The sequence below is a fragment of the Gilliamella sp. B3892 genome (genome assembly GCF_026536305.1).
Lineage (GTDB): Bacteria > Pseudomonadota > Gammaproteobacteria > Enterobacterales > Orbaceae > Gilliamella.
In genome coordinates, this window is record NZ_JAFNOK010000005.1 from 122,365 (window position 1) to 141,081 (window position 18,717).

General features: G+C 39.3%; 33 protein-coding genes. 4 read left to right on the forward strand and 29 right to left on the reverse strand.

Annotated elements, in window-relative coordinates:
* Positions 1–35: 35 nt before the first annotated feature.
* Positions 36–896, reverse strand: coding sequence for an SAM-dependent methyltransferase TehB (gene tehB / locus J3U74_RS06965; protein ID WP_267329607.1), 861 nt, complete (start codon positions 894–896; stop codon positions 36–38).
* A 195-nt stretch (positions 897–1,091) separates the two neighbouring features.
* On the opposite strand from tehB, the gene fabI reads away from it, so the two are divergent.
* From fabI to J3U74_RS06985, 4 genes are all read left to right on the forward strand, one after another.
* Positions 1,092–1,880 (forward strand): enoyl-ACP reductase FabI, encoded by a 789-nt coding sequence (fabI, locus tag J3U74_RS06970; protein WP_220218647.1) that lies wholly within the window; start codon positions 1,092–1,094, stop codon positions 1,878–1,880.
* A gap of 300 nt (positions 1,881–2,180) precedes the next feature.
* Positions 2,181–2,747 carry a peptidylprolyl isomerase gene (gene slyD, locus J3U74_RS06975; RefSeq protein ID WP_267329606.1) on the forward strand — a complete coding sequence of 189 codons (567 nt, stop codon included), beginning with the start codon at positions 2,181–2,183 and terminating at the stop codon, positions 2,745–2,747.
* Between the two features lie 411 nt (positions 2,748–3,158).
* The gene (gene radC, locus J3U74_RS06980) at positions 3,159–3,827 is read left to right on the forward strand and encodes a RadC family protein (protein ID WP_220218645.1); all 669 of its coding nucleotides are present in this window, start codon (positions 3,159–3,161) and stop codon (positions 3,825–3,827) included.
* 57 nt (positions 3,828–3,884) lie between these two features.
* Entirely contained in the window at positions 3,885–4,088 is a 204-nt protein-coding gene (locus tag J3U74_RS06985; RefSeq protein ID WP_220218644.1) for a SlyX family protein, read from the forward strand.
* Between the two features lie 69 nt (positions 4,089–4,157).
* Here the strand turns inward: J3U74_RS06985 and J3U74_RS06990 are convergent, their stop codons facing one another.
* From J3U74_RS06990 to rplC, 28 genes are all read right to left on the reverse strand, one after another.
* A complete protein-coding gene (locus J3U74_RS06990; protein ID WP_267329605.1) occupies positions 4,158–5,075 on the reverse strand; it encodes a DMT family transporter in 918 nt (305 codons plus the stop codon).
* A gap of 221 nt (positions 5,076–5,296) precedes the next feature.
* Entirely contained in the window at positions 5,297–5,683 is a 387-nt protein-coding gene (gene rplQ, locus J3U74_RS06995) for a 50S ribosomal protein L17 (protein WP_065558593.1), read from the reverse strand.
* 29 nt (positions 5,684–5,712) lie between these two features.
* Positions 5,713–6,702, reverse strand: coding sequence for a DNA-directed RNA polymerase subunit alpha (locus J3U74_RS07000; RefSeq protein WP_220218642.1), 990 nt, complete (start codon positions 6,700–6,702; stop codon positions 5,713–5,715).
* Between the two features lie 25 nt (positions 6,703–6,727).
* Complete coding sequence (gene rpsD, locus J3U74_RS07005; RefSeq protein ID WP_065577881.1) at positions 6,728–7,348, reverse strand: 30S ribosomal protein S4; 621 nt, start codon at positions 7,346–7,348, stop codon at positions 6,728–6,730.
* 43 nt (positions 7,349–7,391) lie between these two features.
* A complete protein-coding gene (gene rpsK / locus J3U74_RS07010; protein WP_025314405.1) occupies positions 7,392–7,781 on the reverse strand; it encodes a 30S ribosomal protein S11 in 390 nt (129 codons plus the stop codon).
* A gap of 15 nt (positions 7,782–7,796) precedes the next feature.
* Positions 7,797–8,153, reverse strand: a complete 357-nt coding sequence (gene rpsM / locus J3U74_RS07015; protein WP_220218641.1) for a 30S ribosomal protein S13 — start codon at positions 8,151–8,153, stop codon at positions 7,797–7,799.
* Between the two features lie 169 nt (positions 8,154–8,322).
* On the reverse strand, positions 8,323–8,436 hold the full coding sequence (gene rpmJ, locus J3U74_RS07020) for a 50S ribosomal protein L36 (protein WP_025314403.1): 114 nt from the start codon (positions 8,434–8,436) through the stop codon (positions 8,323–8,325).
* Between the two features lie 26 nt (positions 8,437–8,462).
* Positions 8,463–9,803 (reverse strand): preprotein translocase subunit SecY, encoded by a 1,341-nt coding sequence (gene secY, locus J3U74_RS07025; protein ID WP_220218640.1) that lies wholly within the window; start codon positions 9,801–9,803, stop codon positions 8,463–8,465.
* An 8-nt stretch (positions 9,804–9,811) separates the two neighbouring features.
* Positions 9,812–10,246, reverse strand: coding sequence for a 50S ribosomal protein L15 (gene rplO / locus J3U74_RS07030; protein ID WP_160403070.1), 435 nt, complete (start codon positions 10,244–10,246; stop codon positions 9,812–9,814).
* Positions 10,247–10,251: 5 nt separating this feature from the next.
* Positions 10,252–10,431, reverse strand: coding sequence for a 50S ribosomal protein L30 (gene rpmD / locus J3U74_RS07035; RefSeq protein WP_025314400.1), 180 nt, complete (start codon positions 10,429–10,431; stop codon positions 10,252–10,254).
* Between the two features lie 6 nt (positions 10,432–10,437).
* Positions 10,438–10,938, reverse strand: a complete 501-nt coding sequence (gene rpsE, locus J3U74_RS07040) for a 30S ribosomal protein S5 (RefSeq protein WP_025314399.1) — start codon at positions 10,936–10,938, stop codon at positions 10,438–10,440.
* A gap of 14 nt (positions 10,939–10,952) precedes the next feature.
* On the reverse strand, positions 10,953–11,306 hold the full coding sequence (gene rplR / locus J3U74_RS07045; RefSeq protein WP_025314398.1) for a 50S ribosomal protein L18: 354 nt from the start codon (positions 11,304–11,306) through the stop codon (positions 10,953–10,955).
* A 9-nt stretch (positions 11,307–11,315) separates the two neighbouring features.
* Entirely contained in the window at positions 11,316–11,849 is a 534-nt protein-coding gene (gene rplF / locus J3U74_RS07050) for a 50S ribosomal protein L6 (RefSeq protein ID WP_220218639.1), read from the reverse strand.
* Between the two features lie 11 nt (positions 11,850–11,860).
* A complete protein-coding gene (gene rpsH, locus J3U74_RS07055; RefSeq protein ID WP_267329604.1) occupies positions 11,861–12,253 on the reverse strand; it encodes a 30S ribosomal protein S8 in 393 nt (130 codons plus the stop codon).
* A gap of 17 nt (positions 12,254–12,270) precedes the next feature.
* Positions 12,271–12,576, reverse strand: a complete 306-nt coding sequence (gene rpsN, locus J3U74_RS07060; RefSeq protein WP_065634459.1) for a 30S ribosomal protein S14 — start codon at positions 12,574–12,576, stop codon at positions 12,271–12,273.
* Between the two features lie 11 nt (positions 12,577–12,587).
* Positions 12,588–13,127 carry a 50S ribosomal protein L5 gene (gene rplE / locus J3U74_RS07065; RefSeq protein WP_025314394.1) on the reverse strand — a complete coding sequence of 180 codons (540 nt, stop codon included), beginning with the start codon at positions 13,125–13,127 and terminating at the stop codon, positions 12,588–12,590.
* Between the two features lie 17 nt (positions 13,128–13,144).
* Entirely contained in the window at positions 13,145–13,459 is a 315-nt protein-coding gene (gene rplX, locus J3U74_RS07070; protein ID WP_220218637.1) for a 50S ribosomal protein L24, read from the reverse strand.
* Positions 13,460–13,469: 10 nt separating this feature from the next.
* On the reverse strand, positions 13,470–13,841 hold the full coding sequence (gene rplN, locus J3U74_RS07075; protein WP_025314392.1) for a 50S ribosomal protein L14: 372 nt from the start codon (positions 13,839–13,841) through the stop codon (positions 13,470–13,472).
* A 195-nt stretch (positions 13,842–14,036) separates the two neighbouring features.
* Positions 14,037–14,297 (reverse strand): 30S ribosomal protein S17, encoded by a 261-nt coding sequence (gene rpsQ, locus J3U74_RS07080; RefSeq protein ID WP_220218636.1) that lies wholly within the window; start codon positions 14,295–14,297, stop codon positions 14,037–14,039.
* 1 nt (position 14,298) lies between these two features.
* Complete coding sequence (rpmC, locus tag J3U74_RS07085) at positions 14,299–14,490, reverse strand: 50S ribosomal protein L29 (protein ID WP_034902373.1); 192 nt, start codon at positions 14,488–14,490, stop codon at positions 14,299–14,301.
* Positions 14,491–14,901: a 50S ribosomal protein L16 gene (gene rplP / locus J3U74_RS07090; protein WP_025314389.1), complete on the reverse strand. Its 411-nt coding sequence runs from the start codon at positions 14,899–14,901 to the stop codon at positions 14,491–14,493.
* A 12-nt stretch (positions 14,902–14,913) separates the two neighbouring features.
* Complete coding sequence (rpsC, locus tag J3U74_RS07095) at positions 14,914–15,651, reverse strand: 30S ribosomal protein S3 (protein ID WP_065562942.1); 738 nt, start codon at positions 15,649–15,651, stop codon at positions 14,914–14,916.
* Between the two features lie 14 nt (positions 15,652–15,665).
* Entirely contained in the window at positions 15,666–15,998 is a 333-nt protein-coding gene (gene rplV, locus J3U74_RS07100) for a 50S ribosomal protein L22 (protein ID WP_034884235.1), read from the reverse strand.
* Between the two features lie 13 nt (positions 15,999–16,011).
* Complete coding sequence (rpsS, locus tag J3U74_RS07105; RefSeq protein ID WP_024496505.1) at positions 16,012–16,290, reverse strand: 30S ribosomal protein S19; 279 nt, start codon at positions 16,288–16,290, stop codon at positions 16,012–16,014.
* 19 nt (positions 16,291–16,309) lie between these two features.
* On the reverse strand, positions 16,310–17,134 hold the full coding sequence (gene rplB / locus J3U74_RS07110; protein ID WP_065561019.1) for a 50S ribosomal protein L2: 825 nt from the start codon (positions 17,132–17,134) through the stop codon (positions 16,310–16,312).
* A gap of 18 nt (positions 17,135–17,152) precedes the next feature.
* Positions 17,153–17,455: a 50S ribosomal protein L23 gene (gene rplW / locus J3U74_RS07115; protein ID WP_034885052.1), complete on the reverse strand. Its 303-nt coding sequence runs from the start codon at positions 17,453–17,455 to the stop codon at positions 17,153–17,155.
* Complete coding sequence (rplD, locus tag J3U74_RS07120) at positions 17,452–18,054, reverse strand: 50S ribosomal protein L4 (RefSeq protein WP_220218635.1); 603 nt, start codon at positions 18,052–18,054, stop codon at positions 17,452–17,454. The genes rplW and rplD overlap by 4 nt, the downstream gene beginning before the upstream one ends.
* A gap of 16 nt (positions 18,055–18,070) precedes the next feature.
* Positions 18,071–18,697, reverse strand: coding sequence for a 50S ribosomal protein L3 (gene rplC, locus J3U74_RS07125; RefSeq protein WP_065567159.1), 627 nt, complete (start codon positions 18,695–18,697; stop codon positions 18,071–18,073).
* Positions 18,698–18,717 lie beyond the last annotated feature (20 nt).

Sequence of the window (18,717 nt, forward strand, 5' to 3'; positions counted from 1 at the left end):
ATATGGCAATTACAGGATGATATATCCTGTAATTGTTATCGTTTTTTCGCTAACAATGTTGCAAATCGCAATTTAATACGGTTTCCATCAATATCGGTTTTATGCAATTGCCCGACATCTTCGTTATACTTTAATATTTCCCAATCTTGATAATATTGCCGTAATTGGTCTTCTTTAAAGGTAAAAGAAAACCCTACAGGGCAAGGATAATCAGCCGTAGACATAGCGCTAACAATTAAATTATAGCCGCCCGATTTGGTGATTTTTTGCATATTTTCAATAATCGCCGGAATGCTATCCGGTTGTAAAAACATCATAACAACCGTTGAAACGATAAAATCATATTCACCTTGTAAATTGGCTTGATTGATATCATAAACCATTGCTTTAATGTGTTTCAGGTCATCTTGACTGATAATCTGTTGTAAGTTATCAATGCTCATTTCTGATTTATCAACCGCTGTCACATCAAATCCTAGTAACTGCAAATAAAGTGAATTGCGACCGGCGCCACATCCTAAGTCTAAAGCCTTACCAGCTGGAATGATTTTTGTTGCAGCGATGACCTCAGAATGGGTTTTGGTCATTTGATATTTTTTTTGTGTGTAATCTTCGGGTAAACAGTAAAATGCCAATTGGCACTGTAAATCATCGGATACTTTCGCAATGCGGTGCCACTGCTGGGGTGAAATAAACGGTGGTTGCTGTTGAACACTAAAATAGTGGGTTGAGATAATCTCACCTTGTTCAGTTAGCATTTCAAATTCGATACTGCCTTTTATAATCTGTAATTTCGCCCACGTACCAACTTGAGTATTATGCTTTTGACGAAAAAGCTCGGGTAATGTATCGGCATTCCAGATAGGTAATGTTTTATAACAAATTAAATTATTCAAAGTGATACCGCCTATAGAAAATTAATAGTTGACTATTATAGTCGGATATTTGTTAATTAAACAATAAATTGTTTGAATCAATAAAATAAAAACCCATTAACGAAAAATAAATTTATAGTAGCGAAGTTGGCTTTATCAACATATAATCGTTACTTATCCTAGACGATACAAGTGAAAACATTAGAGGAATAATTTATGGGATTTTTAACAGGTAAACGCATACTCGTTACCGGCGTTGCAAGTAATCGTTCTATTGCTTATGGTATAGCACAAGCTATGCATCGTGAAGGTGCAGAATTAGCCTTTACTTATCAAAGTGATAAATTAAAAAGCCGTGTAGAAGAGTTTGCTGCTGATTTTGGTTCAAAAATCGTTTTACCTTGTGATGTTGCGCATGATGAAAGCATTACAAATTTATTTACCGAACTGGCAAAAACTTGGGATAAGTTTGATGGTTTTGTGCATGCAATTGCTTTTGCGCCGGGCGATCAGTTAGACGGTGACTATGTTAATGCTGTAACACGTGAAGGATTTGCTATCGCTCACGATATCAGCTCTTATAGTTTTGTTGCAATGGCTAAAGCATGCCGTTCAATGTTGAATCCTGGTTCAGCGTTAGTTACTCTTTCATATCTTGGTGCTGAACGAGCGATTCCTAATTATAATGTAATGGGTCTTGCTAAAGCATCTTTAGAAGCAAATGTACGTTATATGGCAAACGCTATGGGTCCAGAAGGAGTTCGTGTCAATGCTATCTCTGCCGGCCCAATTCGTACCCTTGCTGCATCAGGTATTAAAGATTTCAAAAAAATGCTATCTCATTGTGAATCAGTTACGCCAATTCGTCGAACTGTTACAATTGAAGATGTTGGTAATTCAGCGGCATTTTTATGTTCAAACTTAGCATCCGGCATTACAGGTGAAGTTGTGCATGTTGACGGTGGATTTAGCATCGCCGCAATGAACGAGTTAGAACTTAAATAATAGGCATTATTAAAAAAATAAAAAAAGGCATCAATAATTATCTTGATGCCTTTTTTTGTTGGTCTATTTTCTGATTTTTAATCAGAATAATAGTTGTTATCATCAAACAAAATTTAATCAAAAAACTAATTGAGTGGTTACACGATATCATCTGGTTACTTAGGTAAATTCATAACTTATCATTTATCAGCCTAAATATTTTAATTAATCGGTTTTATATAAAAAAATTATGAATACTTATCCTTTATTTTCCGTTAAAATCTATAGCTGTTTGCTCAATACAAGTTTGTTGGAGAAAAAATGAAAATAGCAAAAAATACAGTAGTCAGTTTAGCTTACCAGGTTCGCACTAAAGACGGTGTTTTAGTCGATGAAGCAACCACTGTTGCCCCACTAGAATATCTTCATGGCGTAGGCAATTTATTACCGGATTTTGAAAAAGCGTTAGAAGGACATCAAGTGGGTGATAAATTTGATGTTGAGCTTATCAACGCTTACGGTGATTTTAATGATGCATTGGTGCAAAATGTTCCCCGTGATGTCTTTGTCGGTGTTGATGAGCTTGAAGTTGGCATGCGCTTTTTTGCCGATACCGATCATGGCTCTATTCCGGTTGAAATTACTGCAATTGACGGCGATACCGTTACCATTGATGGTAATCACATGTTAGCCGGTCAAGATTTAAAATTTAATGTGGAAGTGTTAGCCATTCGTGAAGCAACAGAAGAAGAGATCGCTCATGGTCACATTCATGGTGCTCACGGTCACGAACATGATCATCATAGTGGTTGCGGTTGTGGCGGTCACGATCATGATGATGAAGAGAGTGACGGCTGTGACGGTCACGGCGGGTGTGGTTGTCACTAATTTATCTTAATGAAAGTTTATTTTAAAGCGCCTGTTGGCGCTTTTTCTATTTTCAAGAAACGACTCAGAAGAACAATTCAGCAGAACGACTCAGAAAAACGATTCAGAAGAATGATTCAGAAATTGACTCAGAAAAATGATTCAGAAGAATGATTCAGAAGAACGATTCAGAAGAACGATTCAGAAGAATGATTCAGAAGAATGATTCAGAAGAATGATTCAGAAGAATGATTCAGAAGAATGATTCAGAAGAACGATTCAGAAATTGACTCAGAAAAATGATTCAGAAAAACGGCTGTTAAGAGAAAAATTGTTAATCTTTTTGTGAAATAAATCGCATCCTTTTCATTCAGTCTTTATTTAGCTAATTTTTTTAATAATAATTTAATTTTTCCATTGGAATAATTAGCTATGTCAGTGCCCGTTCCAACATTAATGCCTCGTGAAAAGCTATTAAAATACGGTGTTGAAATATTAAGTGATGCAGAACTACTTGCAATATTTTTACGTACCGGCACCCGTAAATTACCAGTTTTAGAGTTATCACAAAAACTGTTAAATGAATTTGGCTCGTTCTATAACCTCATGAATGCAAGCCACAAAGACTTTTGCCACAAACATGGGGTAGGCACCGCAACCTATACACAGTTACAAGCAGTTGTTGAACTATCTCATCGCTATCTTAAAGTGAAAATGACAAACGAAAATCCGCTGACTTCGCCAACATTAACCCATCACTATTTGGCAAGTCGTCTCGCAAATAAAGATCGAGAAGTTTTTATGGTGATATTTTTAGATAATCAAAATCACGTTATCACCTCAGAGGAGATGTTTACCGGTACCTATAATTGTGTTGAAGTGCATCCTCGTGAAGTGGCTAGACGAGCATTACAACACAACGCGGCGGCAATCATTTTAGCACATAATCATCCGGCTGGTATAGCCACGCCAAGTCAAGCTGATCTTATTGTCACAAAAAAGGTAGGGCAAGCTTGTGAGTTAATTGATATTCGGGTAATCGATCATATTGTCATTGGGAAAGGTGAATACGTTTCTTTTGCACAACGAGGATGGATTTAATCGCCTTTTTTACTTACAATGTCATCAGATATTTCCCACTTATTGATGAAAAATTTTATGAATCAACAATTAGAATTGCTCGAAACGAAAGTTGCCTTTCAAGAGATCACCATTGAAGAACTTAATCAAATGGTTACCCATCTTCAAGCTGATATAAGTAAGTTAAAAGAGCAATTAACGTTATTATCACAAAAACTACAAGCCGCACAGACATCAAATATTGCCAGTTTGTCAGAAGAGACTAAACCACCCCATTACTAAATGACCTTCATATCAACCAATAGGCTTTCTGACTCAATAGCATTTATCTCATCGTGAAATGAGTTCAATTTAAGGTTTAGATGTATCTAAGCGCGGTTCTACATCGTATAAGCTTGAACGGCGGGTGCGGATAAAGACATATCCACGATAAATTAGCAATGAAATGAGAATAAGCAAGCAACCTATCCACTTAGTCCAAGACATTGGCTCATCATAAATGATAATCCCTGCAATGGTGGTAAAAATAGGCTCTAAAATCATAATAATTGCGGCATTACCCACCGGTACATATTTTTGCCCTAAAAGCTGTAACGCCCAACGTAGAATAGTGGCAACAAATATACTACCGATGATCCAGCCAACAGTTATATAACTGACGGTAGTCGGCCAAGTTTCAAACAAGATAGAAAGTATCAGACAGCAAAAACCGGTACAAAATAGTTGAATGGTAATGAGTGGCAAAATAGCAATTTTTTGTACAAAACGGCTGTTAAAAATAAAAAATATTGCTTGAGCAAAGGCCGAGGTAAAAAACCACAGTTGATTGATATTCATCTGCCACCCATTGGATAGACTTAGAAAAGCTAGCCCAATCACAGCAACAGGTAACGAAATCCAAAAGATAGATAAAGGTTTTTCTTTAAAGAACAACCAACCGACAATAGGCGCCATTAATACTGACAAGCTCATAATAAAAGAGCCTTCACCAAGTTGTCCGCCAAGGCTTATTGCTAAAATCCAAAATATAGTATTAGTCGCTTGTAAAACGCCGGCAAATACTGCTTTGGGAATATTGGTAAACGCAATACCTTGATGCGTGTAGAAACATACGGGGATTAAAAGAATGGAAGCGGATAAAAAGCGGATAGCCATAAATGCCAGTGGTGGCATTGCTAATATAGCTTGTTTAGAGCATACCCAACCAAATGCCGCTAACATGGTTACCAGAACTAAAATCCATTCACCATTGCGTTTGAGATCTATCATACAAATATCATGTTTATCATGCAGAGTTGTAATGTTAAATCGATTATTTGGTTGAGTAAATATTTTTGGGTAAAGTTATGTGAATTATAAGTAATTTAGTTAAGAACAAAATTAATTATATTAAAAGGATAAGTATTAATAGCTTCAATTACCATTGAGGATATAACATCCGATAAAAAACCGGCAATTAAGCCGGTTTTATTGCACAACAGTTAAATATCTTATTCAGCTGTAGCTTCTGCTTCAACAGCAGGGCGATCAACTAATTCGATATAAGCCATTGGGGCATTATCTCCGTCACGGAAACCACATTTTAAAATACGTACATAACCACCTGGGCGGGTAGCAAAACGTGGGCCTAAATCTGAAAATAATTTTTTCACTGTATCTTTATCACGGATACGAGCGAAAGCCAAACGGCGATTAGCTACGCTATCGCTTTTGGCTAGCGTAATTAACGGTTCAACAACACGACGCAACTCTTTTGCTTTAGGCAATGTAGTTTTGATGATTTCATGTTCAACAAGTGAACTTGTCATGTTACGAAACATTGCTTGACGATGGCTGCTATTTCGGTTCAGTTGACGACCACTTTTACGATGGCGCATAACTTTATCCTTCTTATATAAATTTTATCTTAGTCTTCAACAATACTTGCTGGTGGCCAGTTCTCAAGACGCATGCCTAAAGATAAACCACGAGATGCGAGCACATCCTTAATTTCAGTAAGTGATTTCTTACCAAGATTAGGGGTTTTAAGTAACTCAACTTCAGTACGTTGTACTAAATCACCAATATAATGAACTGCTTCTGCTTTTAAGCAATTAGCAGACCGAACAGTTAATTCCAAGTCATCTACTGGTCGTAGAAGGATTGGATCAAATTCCGGTTTATCTTCTTTCACTTCAGGTTGACGTACATCGCGTAAATCAACGAAAGCTTCAAGTTGTTCAGCCAAAATAGTTGATGCGCGACGAATAGATTCTTCTGGGTCGATAGTACCATTGGTTTCCATATCGATAACCAGTTTATCTAAATCGGTACGTTGTTCCACACGAGCGGCATCAACAGAATACGCAATGCGCTCGACAGGACTATAACATGCATCGACTAATAAACGACCGATTGGTCGCTCTTCATCTTCTGACTTAACGCGAGCAGAAGCAGGGACATAACCACGTCCTCGTTGCACACGAATACGCATACTAATTGAAGCATTTGCATCAGTTAGATGACAAATTACTAAATCAGGATTAACAATTTCAACATCACCGTCATGAGTGATATCCGATGCAGTTACTGCACCAATACCTGATTTATTTAAGGTTAGCATTACATCATCTTTATTATGTACACGCACTGCTAATTTTTTCAAATTAAGCAGAATATCAAGTACATCTTCTTGAACGCCTTCTTTAGTACTGTACTCATGCAGAACACCGTCAATTTCAACTTCGGTCACTGCATATCCAGGCATTGATGATAATAAAATGCGGCGTAGTGCATTACCTAAAGTATGGCCAAAACCACGTTCAAGCGGCTCTAAAGTCACTTTGGCGTGAGTTTGACTGTATTGAACAACATCAACTAGGTGAGGTTTTAAAAACTCTGTTACAGAACCCTGCATTATGTCCTCTCTTAAGTGCTAAACTTTACTTAGAGTAAAGTTCGACGATCAAATGTTCGTTGATGTCAGCAGATAAATCTGAACGTTCTGGTAAGCGTTTGAATACGCCTTCCATTTTGCTAGCATCAACTTCTAACCATGTTGGTTTTTCACGTTGTTCAGCTAACTCTAAAGCGGCTTTAATACGTGCTTGTTTTTTAGATTTCTCACGAACACTAATCACATCTTCAGGTGAAACTTGATAAGATGCGATGTTAACAACGTGACCATTAACAAGAACAGCTTTATGACTAACTAATTGACGAGCTTCAGCACGAGTTGCACCGAATCCCATACGATAAACAACGTTATCTAAGCGACGCTCTAAAAGCGCAAGTAGGTTTTCACCAGTATTGCCTTTAATGCGTGCTGCATTTTTATAGTAATTACGGAATTGACGTTCTAAAATTCCATAAATACGTCTAACTTTTTGTTTTTCACGTAACTGAACACCATAATCTGATAAACGCGGTTTACGCGCACCATGTTGTCCAGGAGCTTGTTCTAACTTACATTTACTGTCAACCGCTCGGACGCCAGACTTAAGGAATAAATCTGTACCTTCACGACGACTTAATTTGAGCTTTGGTCCCAAATATCTTGCCATTTTTTTTCTCCAATAATCCTAAACATTCGATGTTTAATAAAAATTAAACACGACGTTTCTTTGGTGGACGACAACCGTTATGAGGAATCGGAGTAACATCAGTAATGTTAGTGATGCGATAACCCGCAGCATTTAATGCACGAATTGTTGACTCACGACCAGGACCAGGTCCTTTTACCATAACTTCCAGATTCTTAATTCCGTAGTCTTTTACGGCTTCTGCACAACGCTCTGCGGCTACTTGAGCTGCGAACGGAGTTGACTTACGAGAGCCACGGAAACCAGAACCACCAGCGGTTGCCCAACCCAACGCATTACCTTGACGATCGGTAATAGTTACGATTGTATTGTTAAATGATGCATGAATATGAGCTATACCATCAGAAACTTGCTTTTTAACACGTTTACGTGTACGAACAGGTGTCTTTGCCATTTATTATCACCTCAATTATTTCTTGATTGGCTTACGCGGTCCCTTACGGGTACGAGCGTTAGTCTTAGTGCGTTGACCACGGACTGGAAGTCCACGACGATGACGCATGCCACGATAACAACCAAGGTCTAATAAACGCTTGATACTCATAGTTACTTCACGACGTAAATCACCTTCTACAGTGAATTTAGCGACTTCTTCACGTAACTTTTCAATCTGATCTTCAGATAGTTCTCTGATCTTAACATGTTCAGGAATACCCGCTTGAGCACAAATTGTCTTAGCGCGAGTATTACCGATACCATAAATTGCTTGTAACGCAATTACTGTATGTTGTTGATCAGGAATGTTAATGCCTGCTATACGGGCCACTATGCACTCCTTTATTGTTAATGTTCAGCAAACCCACCATACTGAAAAGCCCGTTTTCAGGATACTCAAACAGCGGGTTTACAAATAAATTTAGGCTGGCTATTCTAGCCAGCTTTACTATACTTTGGCAAGTAAAATATGCAAAAGTTCAACTTTACAGCTAAATAAATTAACCTTGACGTTGTTTATGTTTACCTTCAACGCAAATAACACGAACAATGCCATTACGTTTGATGATTTTACAATTTCTGCATAATTTCTTGACTGAAGCACGAACTTTCATGTTTTTCTCCGTAACTTCTGGCTAACTTATCGGCCGTAGCCTTTAAGATTCGCTTTCTTTAACACTGACTCATAACGATTTGGCATCATTAAAGTCTGTACTTGTGCCATAAAATCCATGATTACAACAACCACAATTAATAAAGATGTTCCACCGAATTGGACAGGAACTTTCATCGCACTTGTCATAAACATTGGTACCAAACATACAAAAGTAATGTAGATAGCGCCAATTAGCGTTAAACGTGTCATTACTTTGTCAATATACTTAGATGTTTGTTCACCCGGACGGATACCTGGAATGAATGCACCTGATTTTTTTAATTGATCTGCTGTCTCTCTCGGATTGAAAACCAATGCCGTATAGAAGAAACAGAAGAAGATAATCGCTACCGCAAAAAAGATAATGTATAACGGTTGATCATGGGAAAAATATTGTCCAATAAGAACAAAAATATATCGCCATCCTTCACCATTTCCTTGGAACCAAGAAGCCATCATAGATGGTAACATTACAATTGTTGAAGCAAATATTGCAGGAATAACCCCTGCCATATTAATTTTTAATGGTAAATGTGTACTTTGTGCGGCATACACACGGCGACCTTGTTGACGTTGCGCATAGTTAACAACAATACGTCGTTGACCACGTTCGACAAAGACAACAAAATAAGTCACACCAACCACTAACGCTGCGACCACTAATAATAAAATCGGATGCAATGAACCAGAACGAGCTTGTTCAATTGTTTCATATATTGCATGAGGAAGACCTGCCACAATACCAGCAAAGATAATGATAGAGATACCATTACCTACACCTCGTTCTGTGATCTGCTCACCTAACCACATAAGAAACATAGTGCCAGTAACTAAGCTAACCGATGCAATAAAATAGAAAGAAAATCCTGGGTTGATCACCACGTGACCATAACCTGGAATATTCGGTAAACCAGTCGCAATACCAACTGCCTGTACAATCGCTAAAGCTAATGTGCCATAACGTGTATACTGACTAATTTTTTTACGACCTGATTCACCTTCTTTCTTCAATTCTGCTAGTTTAGGGCTAATTGCTGTTAATAACTGCACAATAATTGATGCAGAAATATAAGGCATTATCCCTAAAGCAAAGATTGAAGCACGGCTTAAAGCACCACCAGAGAACATATTGAACATACCCACAATACCATTAGTTGATGCTTGTGTCAGTAAGTCCGATAACGCTTTAGTATCAATACCAGGAACGGGAATGTAAGAACCAAGACGAAAAACAATAAGCGCTAAAAGCACAAATATTAAACGTCTTTTAAGCTCACCACTACCACCTCGTGTACTTTGAAAATCTAATCCTGGTTGCTTTGCCATCTTTCTAATTATTCCTCAATTTTTCCGCCAGCAGCTTCAATTGCAGCTTTAGCACCTTTAGTTACTCGAATTCCACGAACTGTTACTGGTTTAGTTACTTCACCAGATAACATGATTTTAGCGTATTCGATTTGTGAATTGATCACATTTGCAACTTTTAAGCTATTTAGGTCAACAATATCACCTTCGACTTTCATTAAATCTGAAAGACGAACTTGAGCTGTAACTAGAGCTTTACGTGAGGTAAAACCAAATTTTGGTAAACGACGATATAAAGGCATTTGACCACCTTCAAAGCCACGACGAACGCCGCCACCTGAACGAGATTTTTGACCTTTAACACCACGAGTACCAGTTTTACCTAGTCCAGAACCGATTCCTCGACCTAGACGTTTCGGTGCATGCTTTGAACCTTCAGCAGGAGATAAAGTATTTAAACGCATTACTATTACTCCTCAACTTTAACCATGTAATAAACTTGGTTTACCATACCGCGAATAGCAGGAGTGTCCTCACGCTCAACAGTATGACCAATACGACGTAATCCTAGACCTACTAACGTTGCTTTATGCTTCGGAAGGCGACCAATTGAACTACGAGTTTGTGTAATTTTAATTGTTTTTGCCATGGCTAATTACCCCAAAATTTCTTCGACGGTTTTACCACGCTTAGCAGCAACCATTTCAGGTGATTTCATATTTTCTAAGCCATCGATTGTTGCACGAACCACATTAATTGGGTTAGTAGAACCATATGCTTTAGCTAGAACGTTACGAACTCCGGCAACTTCTAATACTGCACGCATCGCACCACCAGCGATAATACCGGTACCTTCTGATGCTGGTTGCATATAAACACGAGAACCTGTATGAGCACCTTTAACCGGATGCTGTAAAGTATCGTTATTTAAAGCAACATTGATCATATTGCGACGTGCTTTTTCCATTGCTTTTTGAATTGCTGCTGGCACTTCACGTGCTTTACCATATCCAAAACCTACGCGACCGTTACCGTCACCAACAACAGTTAGTGCAGAAAAACTAAAAATACGACCACCTTTTACGGTTTTAGAAACTCGGTTAACTGCGATTAATTTTTCCTGCAGTTCACCAGCTTGTTTTTCGATGTTTGACATCTTTAACTCCTACCTTAGAACTGTAGGCCAGCTTCGCGAGCAGCATCTGCTAGCGCCTGAACTCGACCATGATATTGGAAACCCGAACGATCAAAAGAAACTTCTTTGATATCTTTCGCTAATGCACGCTCTGCGATTGCTTTACCAACTGCTGCTGCTGCATCTTTGTTTCCAGTGTATTTTAAACTTTCACTGATAGCTTTTTCTAATGTAGAAGCGGCTGCCAGTACTTCTGATCCGTTTGGTGCGATAATCTGCGCATAAATATGACGCGGAGTACGGTGAACTACTAAGCGAGTTGCAAGTAGTTCATGCATCTTACGACGCGCTTTAGTTGCACGACGGATACGAGCTGATTTCTTATCCATAGTGTTACCTTACTTTTTCTTAGCTTCTTTAGTACGCACAACTTCATCTGCGTAACGAACACCTTTACCTTTATAAGGTTCAGGACGACGATAAGCACGGATATCTGCTGCTACTTGTCCGATTAACTGTTTATCAGCACTTTTTAGTACGATTTCAGTTTGAGAAGGACACTCAGCTGTTACACCTGCAGGTAATTGATGTTCAATTGGATGTGAATATCCAAGAGATAAACCAATTGCATTACCTTTAACTTGTGCACGATAACCGACACCAACTAGCTGAAGTTTTTTTGTAAAACCTTCAGTAACACCAACTACCATTGCATTAATCAATGCGCGAGCTGTACCTGCTTGAGCCCAAGCATCAGCAAAACCTTCACGAGGTGCAAATTTAATTTGACCTTCTTCTTGATTAATTACAACAGCTTTATTAATTGTACGAGATAACTCGCCATTTTTACCTTTAATCGTAATTACCTGACCATTGAGTTTTACCTCTACGCCAGCAGGAACAACGACAGGTGCTTTTGCAACACGAGACATTTTTTTCTCCCTTACGCTACGTAGCAGATAATTTCACCACCAAGACCAGCTTGGCGTGCTGCACGATCAGTCATAACACCTTTAGAAGTAGAAATAACTGCGATACCTAGTCCAGCCATTACTTTTGGCAATTCGTCTTTACGTTTATAAATACGTAAACCTGGACGGCTAACACGTTTAATACTTTCTACTACAGCTTTACCTTGGAAATATTTTAAAGTGATTTCCAATTCTGGCTTAGTGTCACCAACAACTTTAAAGTCCCCAATATAACCTTCTTCTTTTAGCACATTGGCAATTGCCACTTTTAGCTTAGAGGAAGGCATGGTGACTGCAACTTTATTCGCAGCTTGACCGTTACGAATACGGGTCAACATATCTGCTATAGGATCTTGCATGCTCATCTATAACACTCCCCTGATTACCAACTTGCCTTTTTAAGACCTGGAATCTCACCACGCATGGCTGATTCACGGACCTTAATACGGCTTAAACCAAACTTACGAAGGACGCCATGAGGACGACCTGTTTGACGACAACGACGACGTTGACGTGATGGACTAGAATCACGAGGAAGCGTTTGCAATTTAAGCACTGCATTCCAACGATCTTCATCTGATGCATTAAGATCAGAGATAATCGCTTTTAATTCTTGACGCTTTGCAAAATATCTTTCTGCTAGCTTTACGCGTTTCTTATCGCGTTCAATCATTGATTGTTTAGCCATTATGCCCTACCTTACTTACGAAATGGGAAGTTAAAGGCAGATAATAAAGCTCGGCCTTCTTCATCAGATTGTGCAGTAGTGGTGATAGTAATATCTAAACCACGAACACGATCAACTTTATCATAATCGATTTCAGGGAAAACGATTTGTTCACGAACACCCATGCTATAGTTACCACGACCATCGAAAGATTTTGCGCTTAAACCACGAAAATCTCGAGTACGAGGAAGAGCAATATAAACTAGACGTTCAAAAAATTCCCACATACGTTCGCCACGTAAAGTGACTTTACAACCAATAGGATACCCTTGACGGATTTTAAAACCAGCAACTGATTTGCGTGCTTTTGTGACAAGTGGTTTTTGACCACTGATTGCTGCTAAATCTGCAACCGCATTATCTAATAATTTCTTATCAGTAATTGCTTCACCCACACCCATATTCAAGGTGATCTTTTCGATCCGAGGGACTTGCATGACAGATTTGTAGCCAAACTGTTCTTGCAGTTTATTTACTACCTGTGCTTTGTAGTAATCATGCAGTTTCGCCATCGTACACTCCAAATTACTTAATTGATTAATTCATTAGTAGACTTATAAAAACGGACTTTTTTACCGTCTTCAATACGAAAGCCTACGCGATCCGCTTTGCCTGTAGCCGGGTTAAAAATTGCGACGTTAGAAACATTAATTGCTGCTTCTTTCTCAACAATTCCACCTTCTTGATTTAATGCAGGTACAGGTTTTTGGTGTTTTTTCACCAAATTGATACCTTCAACAATCACTTTACCAGTAGACAAAACACTTCTTACTTTACCGCGTTTACCTTTATCTTTACCGGTTAACACGATAACTTCATCTTCTCGACGGATTTTCGCTGCCATTACCCGCTCCTTACAGTACTTCTGGTGCTAATGAAATGATCTTCATAAACTTCTCAGAACGAAGTTCACGAGTGACCGGTCCAAAAATACGCGTACCAATCGGTTGCTCACTGTTATTGTTTAAAATAACACAAGCATTGCGATCGAAACGAATGACAGATCCATCAGGACGACGAACACCTTTTCTAGTGCGCACGACAACAGCTTTTAGTACATCACCTTTTTTCACTTTACCACGTGGAATTGCTTCTTTAATGGTAACTTTGATGATATCACCTACCGCTGCATAACGACGGTGCGATCCACCGAGAACCTTGATACACATTACGCTACGTGCGCCAGAGTTATCGGCAACATCTAGCCTAGTCTGTTCTTGGATCATTTTAATGCTCCGTATAAATAAATTATTGTCTAATCTACCTTCATCCACCTCAACTACCATGGATAAGAATAGACAACCAAAAACCCACATATGTGAGGGCGCATAGTATAACACCACTCAAATAAAATGGATAGCATAAAATAAACGGCTGTTGGGCCGTTTATTATATTATGTACAGTTTTTAATCAATAAAGATTATTTAACTGCTTTTTCAACGATTCGAACAAGAGTCCAAGATTTGGTTTTTGATAATGGACGACACTCTTTAATTTCAACAGTATCACCAATACCACACTCGTTGTTTTCATCATGTACATGCAATTTAGTCGTACGTTTAATGAACTTACCATATAACGGATGCTTCACTTTACGTTCAATAGCTACAGTAATAGATTTATCCATTTTGTCGCTAATAACACGACCTTGCTGAGTACGAATTTTTACTTCAGTAGTCATATTACGCACCCGCCTTCTCAGTTAATAATGTTTTAACACGTGCAATATTACGACGCACTTGTTTTAACATATGAGTCTGTGTTAACTGACCCCCAGCTAATTGCATACGTAAGTTAAATTGCTCACGTAATAAATTAAGAAGTTCAGTATTTAACTCTTCAACGCTTTTTTCGCGTAGCTCTTTTGCTTTCATTTACATCACCGTCTTAATCACAAAGGTGGTTTTAATTGGCAGTTTTGCAGCTGCCAACGCAAATGCTTCACGAGCAACTTCTTCCGGTACTCCGTCCATTTCATAAAGGACTTTACCTGGTTGAATCTGTGCAACCCAGTATTCAACGTTACCCTTACCTTTACCCATACGCACTTCAAGTGGTTTTTCAGTAATTGGTTTATCAGGGAAAACTCGAATCCAGATTTTACCTTGACGCTTAACTGCACGAGTCATTGCACGACGTGCTGCTTCGATCTGGCGCGCAGTCAAACGACCACGACCCACAGCCTTAAGACCGAATGTACCGAAACTAACGTCAGTACTTACAGCAAGACCACGATTGCGGCCCTTGTGCACTTTACGGAATTTTGTACGCTTTGGTTGTAACATCAGCGACGCTCCTTATTGTTTTCGGCCTTTGCGCTGCTTTTTCGGTTGAGCAGCAGGTTGTTTTTCTGCTTGTTCAACGGCAGCCATACCACCAAGGATCTCACCTTTGAAGATCCACACTTTAACACCAATAATACCATAGGTAGTTAATGCTTCAGATGTACCATAGTCGATATCAGCACGTAGAGTATGTAGAGGTACACGACCTTCACGATACCATTCACTACGAGCGATTTCAGCGCCGCCTAAACGACCACTTACTTCAACTTTGATACCTTTAGCACCCGCTTTCATTGCGTTTTGTACCGCACGTTTCATAGCACGACGGAACATAACACGGCGTTCTAACTGAGAGGTAATACTGTCAGCAACTAATTTTGCATCAAGTTCAGGTTTACGAACTTCAGCAATATTAATTTGTACTGCAACATCACGTTTCTCTCTTTTGTCTTTGTATTTATTGACAATAGAAGCTACGGCATTACGTAATTTTTCAACGTCCTCGCCTTTTTTACCAATCACAATACCCGGACGAGCAGTATGGATAGTAATACGAACGTTAGTTTCTGCTGAACGGTCGATTACAATTTTAGAGATTGACGCTTGTGCTAATTCTTTGTTTAAGAATTCTCGCACTCTAAAATCACTTTCTAAATTATCAGCGAATGTCTTTGTACCCGAATACCATGTAGATGTCCAAGGCTTGACAATGCCTAATCGGATACCATTTGGATTTACTTTTTGACCCATTGCTATTCTCCAGCCTAGCGATCTGAGACGATCACGGTGATGTGACTCGTACGCTTCAAAATACGATCTGCACGACCTTTTGCACGAGGCATAATACGCTTCATGGTTGGGCCTTCGTCTACGAAAATTTTCGCAACTTTCAGATCATCAATATCAGCACCATCGTTATGCTCTGCATTAGCAATAGCAGACTCTAATACTTTTTTAACAAGTACAGCCGCTTTTTTATTGGTGTACGTTAAAATATCTAGTGCCTGAGACACTTTCTTACCGCGAACAAGATCTGCAACTAAGCGAACTTTTTGTGCAGAAGAACGAGCGTGGCGGTACTTTGCAATTGTTTCCATCTCTTTCTCCTACTTATTTCTTCTTAGCTTTCTTATCAGCCGCGTGGCCGCGATAAGTACGAGTCGGCGCGAATTCACCCAATTTATGACCAACCATTTCGTCGGAAACATAAACTGGAACGTGCTGACGACCATTATGGACAGCGATGGTCAAACCGATCATGTTAGGAAAGATCGTTGAACGACGGGACCAAGTACGAATTGGTTTCTTGTCCCCGCTTTCCACCGCTTTCTCTACCTTCTTCAGCAAGTGTAGGTCAATAAAAGGACCCTTCTTGAGAGAACGTGGCATAGCTAATCCTCTATATTAATTATTTCTTATTGCGACGGCGAACAATATACTTATCAGTACGTTTGTTGCTACGCGTTTTCAATCCTTTGGCTTTTTGACCCCATGGAGACACAGGATGTTTACCAAAGTTACGACCTTCACCACCACCATGTGGATGGTCTACCGGGTTCATTGCTGTACCACGAACAGTAGGACGAACACCACGCCAACGCGTTGCACCCGCTTTACCTAATACGCGAAGCATATGTTCTGAGTTACCAACTTCACCAATAGTGGCGCGGCAATCAGATAATACTTTACGCATTTCACCTGAACGTAGACGTAATGTTACATATGCACCATCACGCGCAACGATTTGAACATAACTACCAGCAGAGCGAGCAAGTTGTCCGCCTTTGCCTGGTTTCATTTCAATATTATGCACGGTAGAACCGACTGGGATGTTGCGCATTGGTAAACAGTTACCTGTTTTAATCGCTGCATCAACGCCAGATTGGATCTGATCACCTGCTTTTAAGCCTTTAGGCGCTAAAATATAACGACGTTCACCGTCTTTATATAAAACCAATGCAATATTTGCACTACGGTTTGGATCATATTCCAAACGTTCAACAACTGCTGGAATACCATCTTTATTACGCTTAAAGTCTACAATACGATAATGTTGTTTATGACCACCACCGATATGACGGGTAGTGATACGACCATTATTATTGCGACCACCAGTTTTGCTTTTTGAATCAAGCAACGGTGCATAAGGTTTACCTTTATGCAACTCTGGGTTAACCACTTTAACAACGTGGCGACGACCCGGAGATGTAGGTTTACACTTAACAACTGCCATTGTTCTTACTCCTCCGAATTACTCAGCGACGCCAGCAAGGTCTAAATTCTGACCTTCTGCTAAAGTAACGTAAGCTTTTTTCCAGTCGCTACGGCGACCAATTTGTTGACCACGACGTTTTACTTTGCCTTTAACAACAAGTGTATTTACGTCATCTACTTTAACTTCAAATAGTTGTTCAACTGCGGCTTTAATCTCTCTCTTAGTAGCATCTTTAGCAACTTTCAATACTAATGTATTTGTTTTTTCCATTGAAATAGATGCTTTTTCAGAAACATGTGGTGCTCGCAGGACTTTCAGCAGACGCTCTTCACGAATCATGCTAACATCTCCTCTACTTGTTTAACGGCATCAACAGTGATAACCACTTTGTCAAATGCAATCAAACTAACTGGATCAATACCTGCCACATCACGCACATCAACTTTATGTAAGTTACGTGCTGCTAAGAAAAGATTTTCATCAACTTCAGAACAGATAATAAGAACATCATTTAAGTTCATATCATTTAATTTCTGAGTTAATAATTTAGTCTTAGGTGCTTCAACAGTAAAGTTTTCAACTACAACTAAACGCTCTTGACGCACTAATTCAGAGAAAATACTCTTTAATGCACCACGATACATTTTACGGTTAACTTTTTGGCTATGATCTTGTGGTTTTGCTGCAAATGTTACACCACCACTACGCCAAATTGGGCTCTTAATAGAACCTGAACGAGCACGACCTGTGCCTTTTTGACGCCATGGTTTTTTGCCTGAACCAGCGATTTCTGCACGAGTTTTTTGTGCGCGTGAGCCTTGACGAGCAGCAGATGCATAAGCAACAACTACTTGATGAACTAACGCTTCATTAAACTCACGTCCGAAGGTAGTTTCGGAAACAGAAAGCGCTTGCGCGTCTTTTACTACTAATTCCATCTCTATCTCCTCGACGTTAAGCCTTGATTGCCGGTTTAACAATTACGTCACTATTGATTGCGCCAGGAACAGCACCTTTAATTAATAAAAGGTTACGCTCTGCATCAACACGTACAATATCTAAGTTTTGAACGGTTACACGTTCATTACCTAGGTGACCTGCCATTTTACGACCTTTGAACACTTTACCCGGAGTTTGGTTTTGACCAATAGAGCCATGACCACGGTGTGCCAAAGAGTTACCATGTGTTGCATCTTGAGTACGGAAATTCCAACGTTTAGTTACGCCAGCAAAACCTTTACCTTTAGATGTACCAGTAACATCAACTTTTTTAACGTCTGTGAAAATATCAACGTTAATACTTTGACCTACAGTAAATTCGCCTTCTTCAAAACGGAATTCCCATAGACCACGACCAGCTTCAACGCCAGCCTTAGCGAAATGACCTGCTTCAGGTTTGTTTACACGGCTTGCTTTTTTGCTGCCAGTAGTAACCTGAATGGCTTGATAACCGTCATTCTCAAGTGTTTTAACTTGTGTAATGCGGTTGCTTTGAACTTCAACTACGGTGACAGGAATAGAAACACCCTCTTCGGTGAAGATTCGTGTCATTCCTACTTTACGACCGATTAAACCAATCATTGTTTCGACCTCTCAATCAT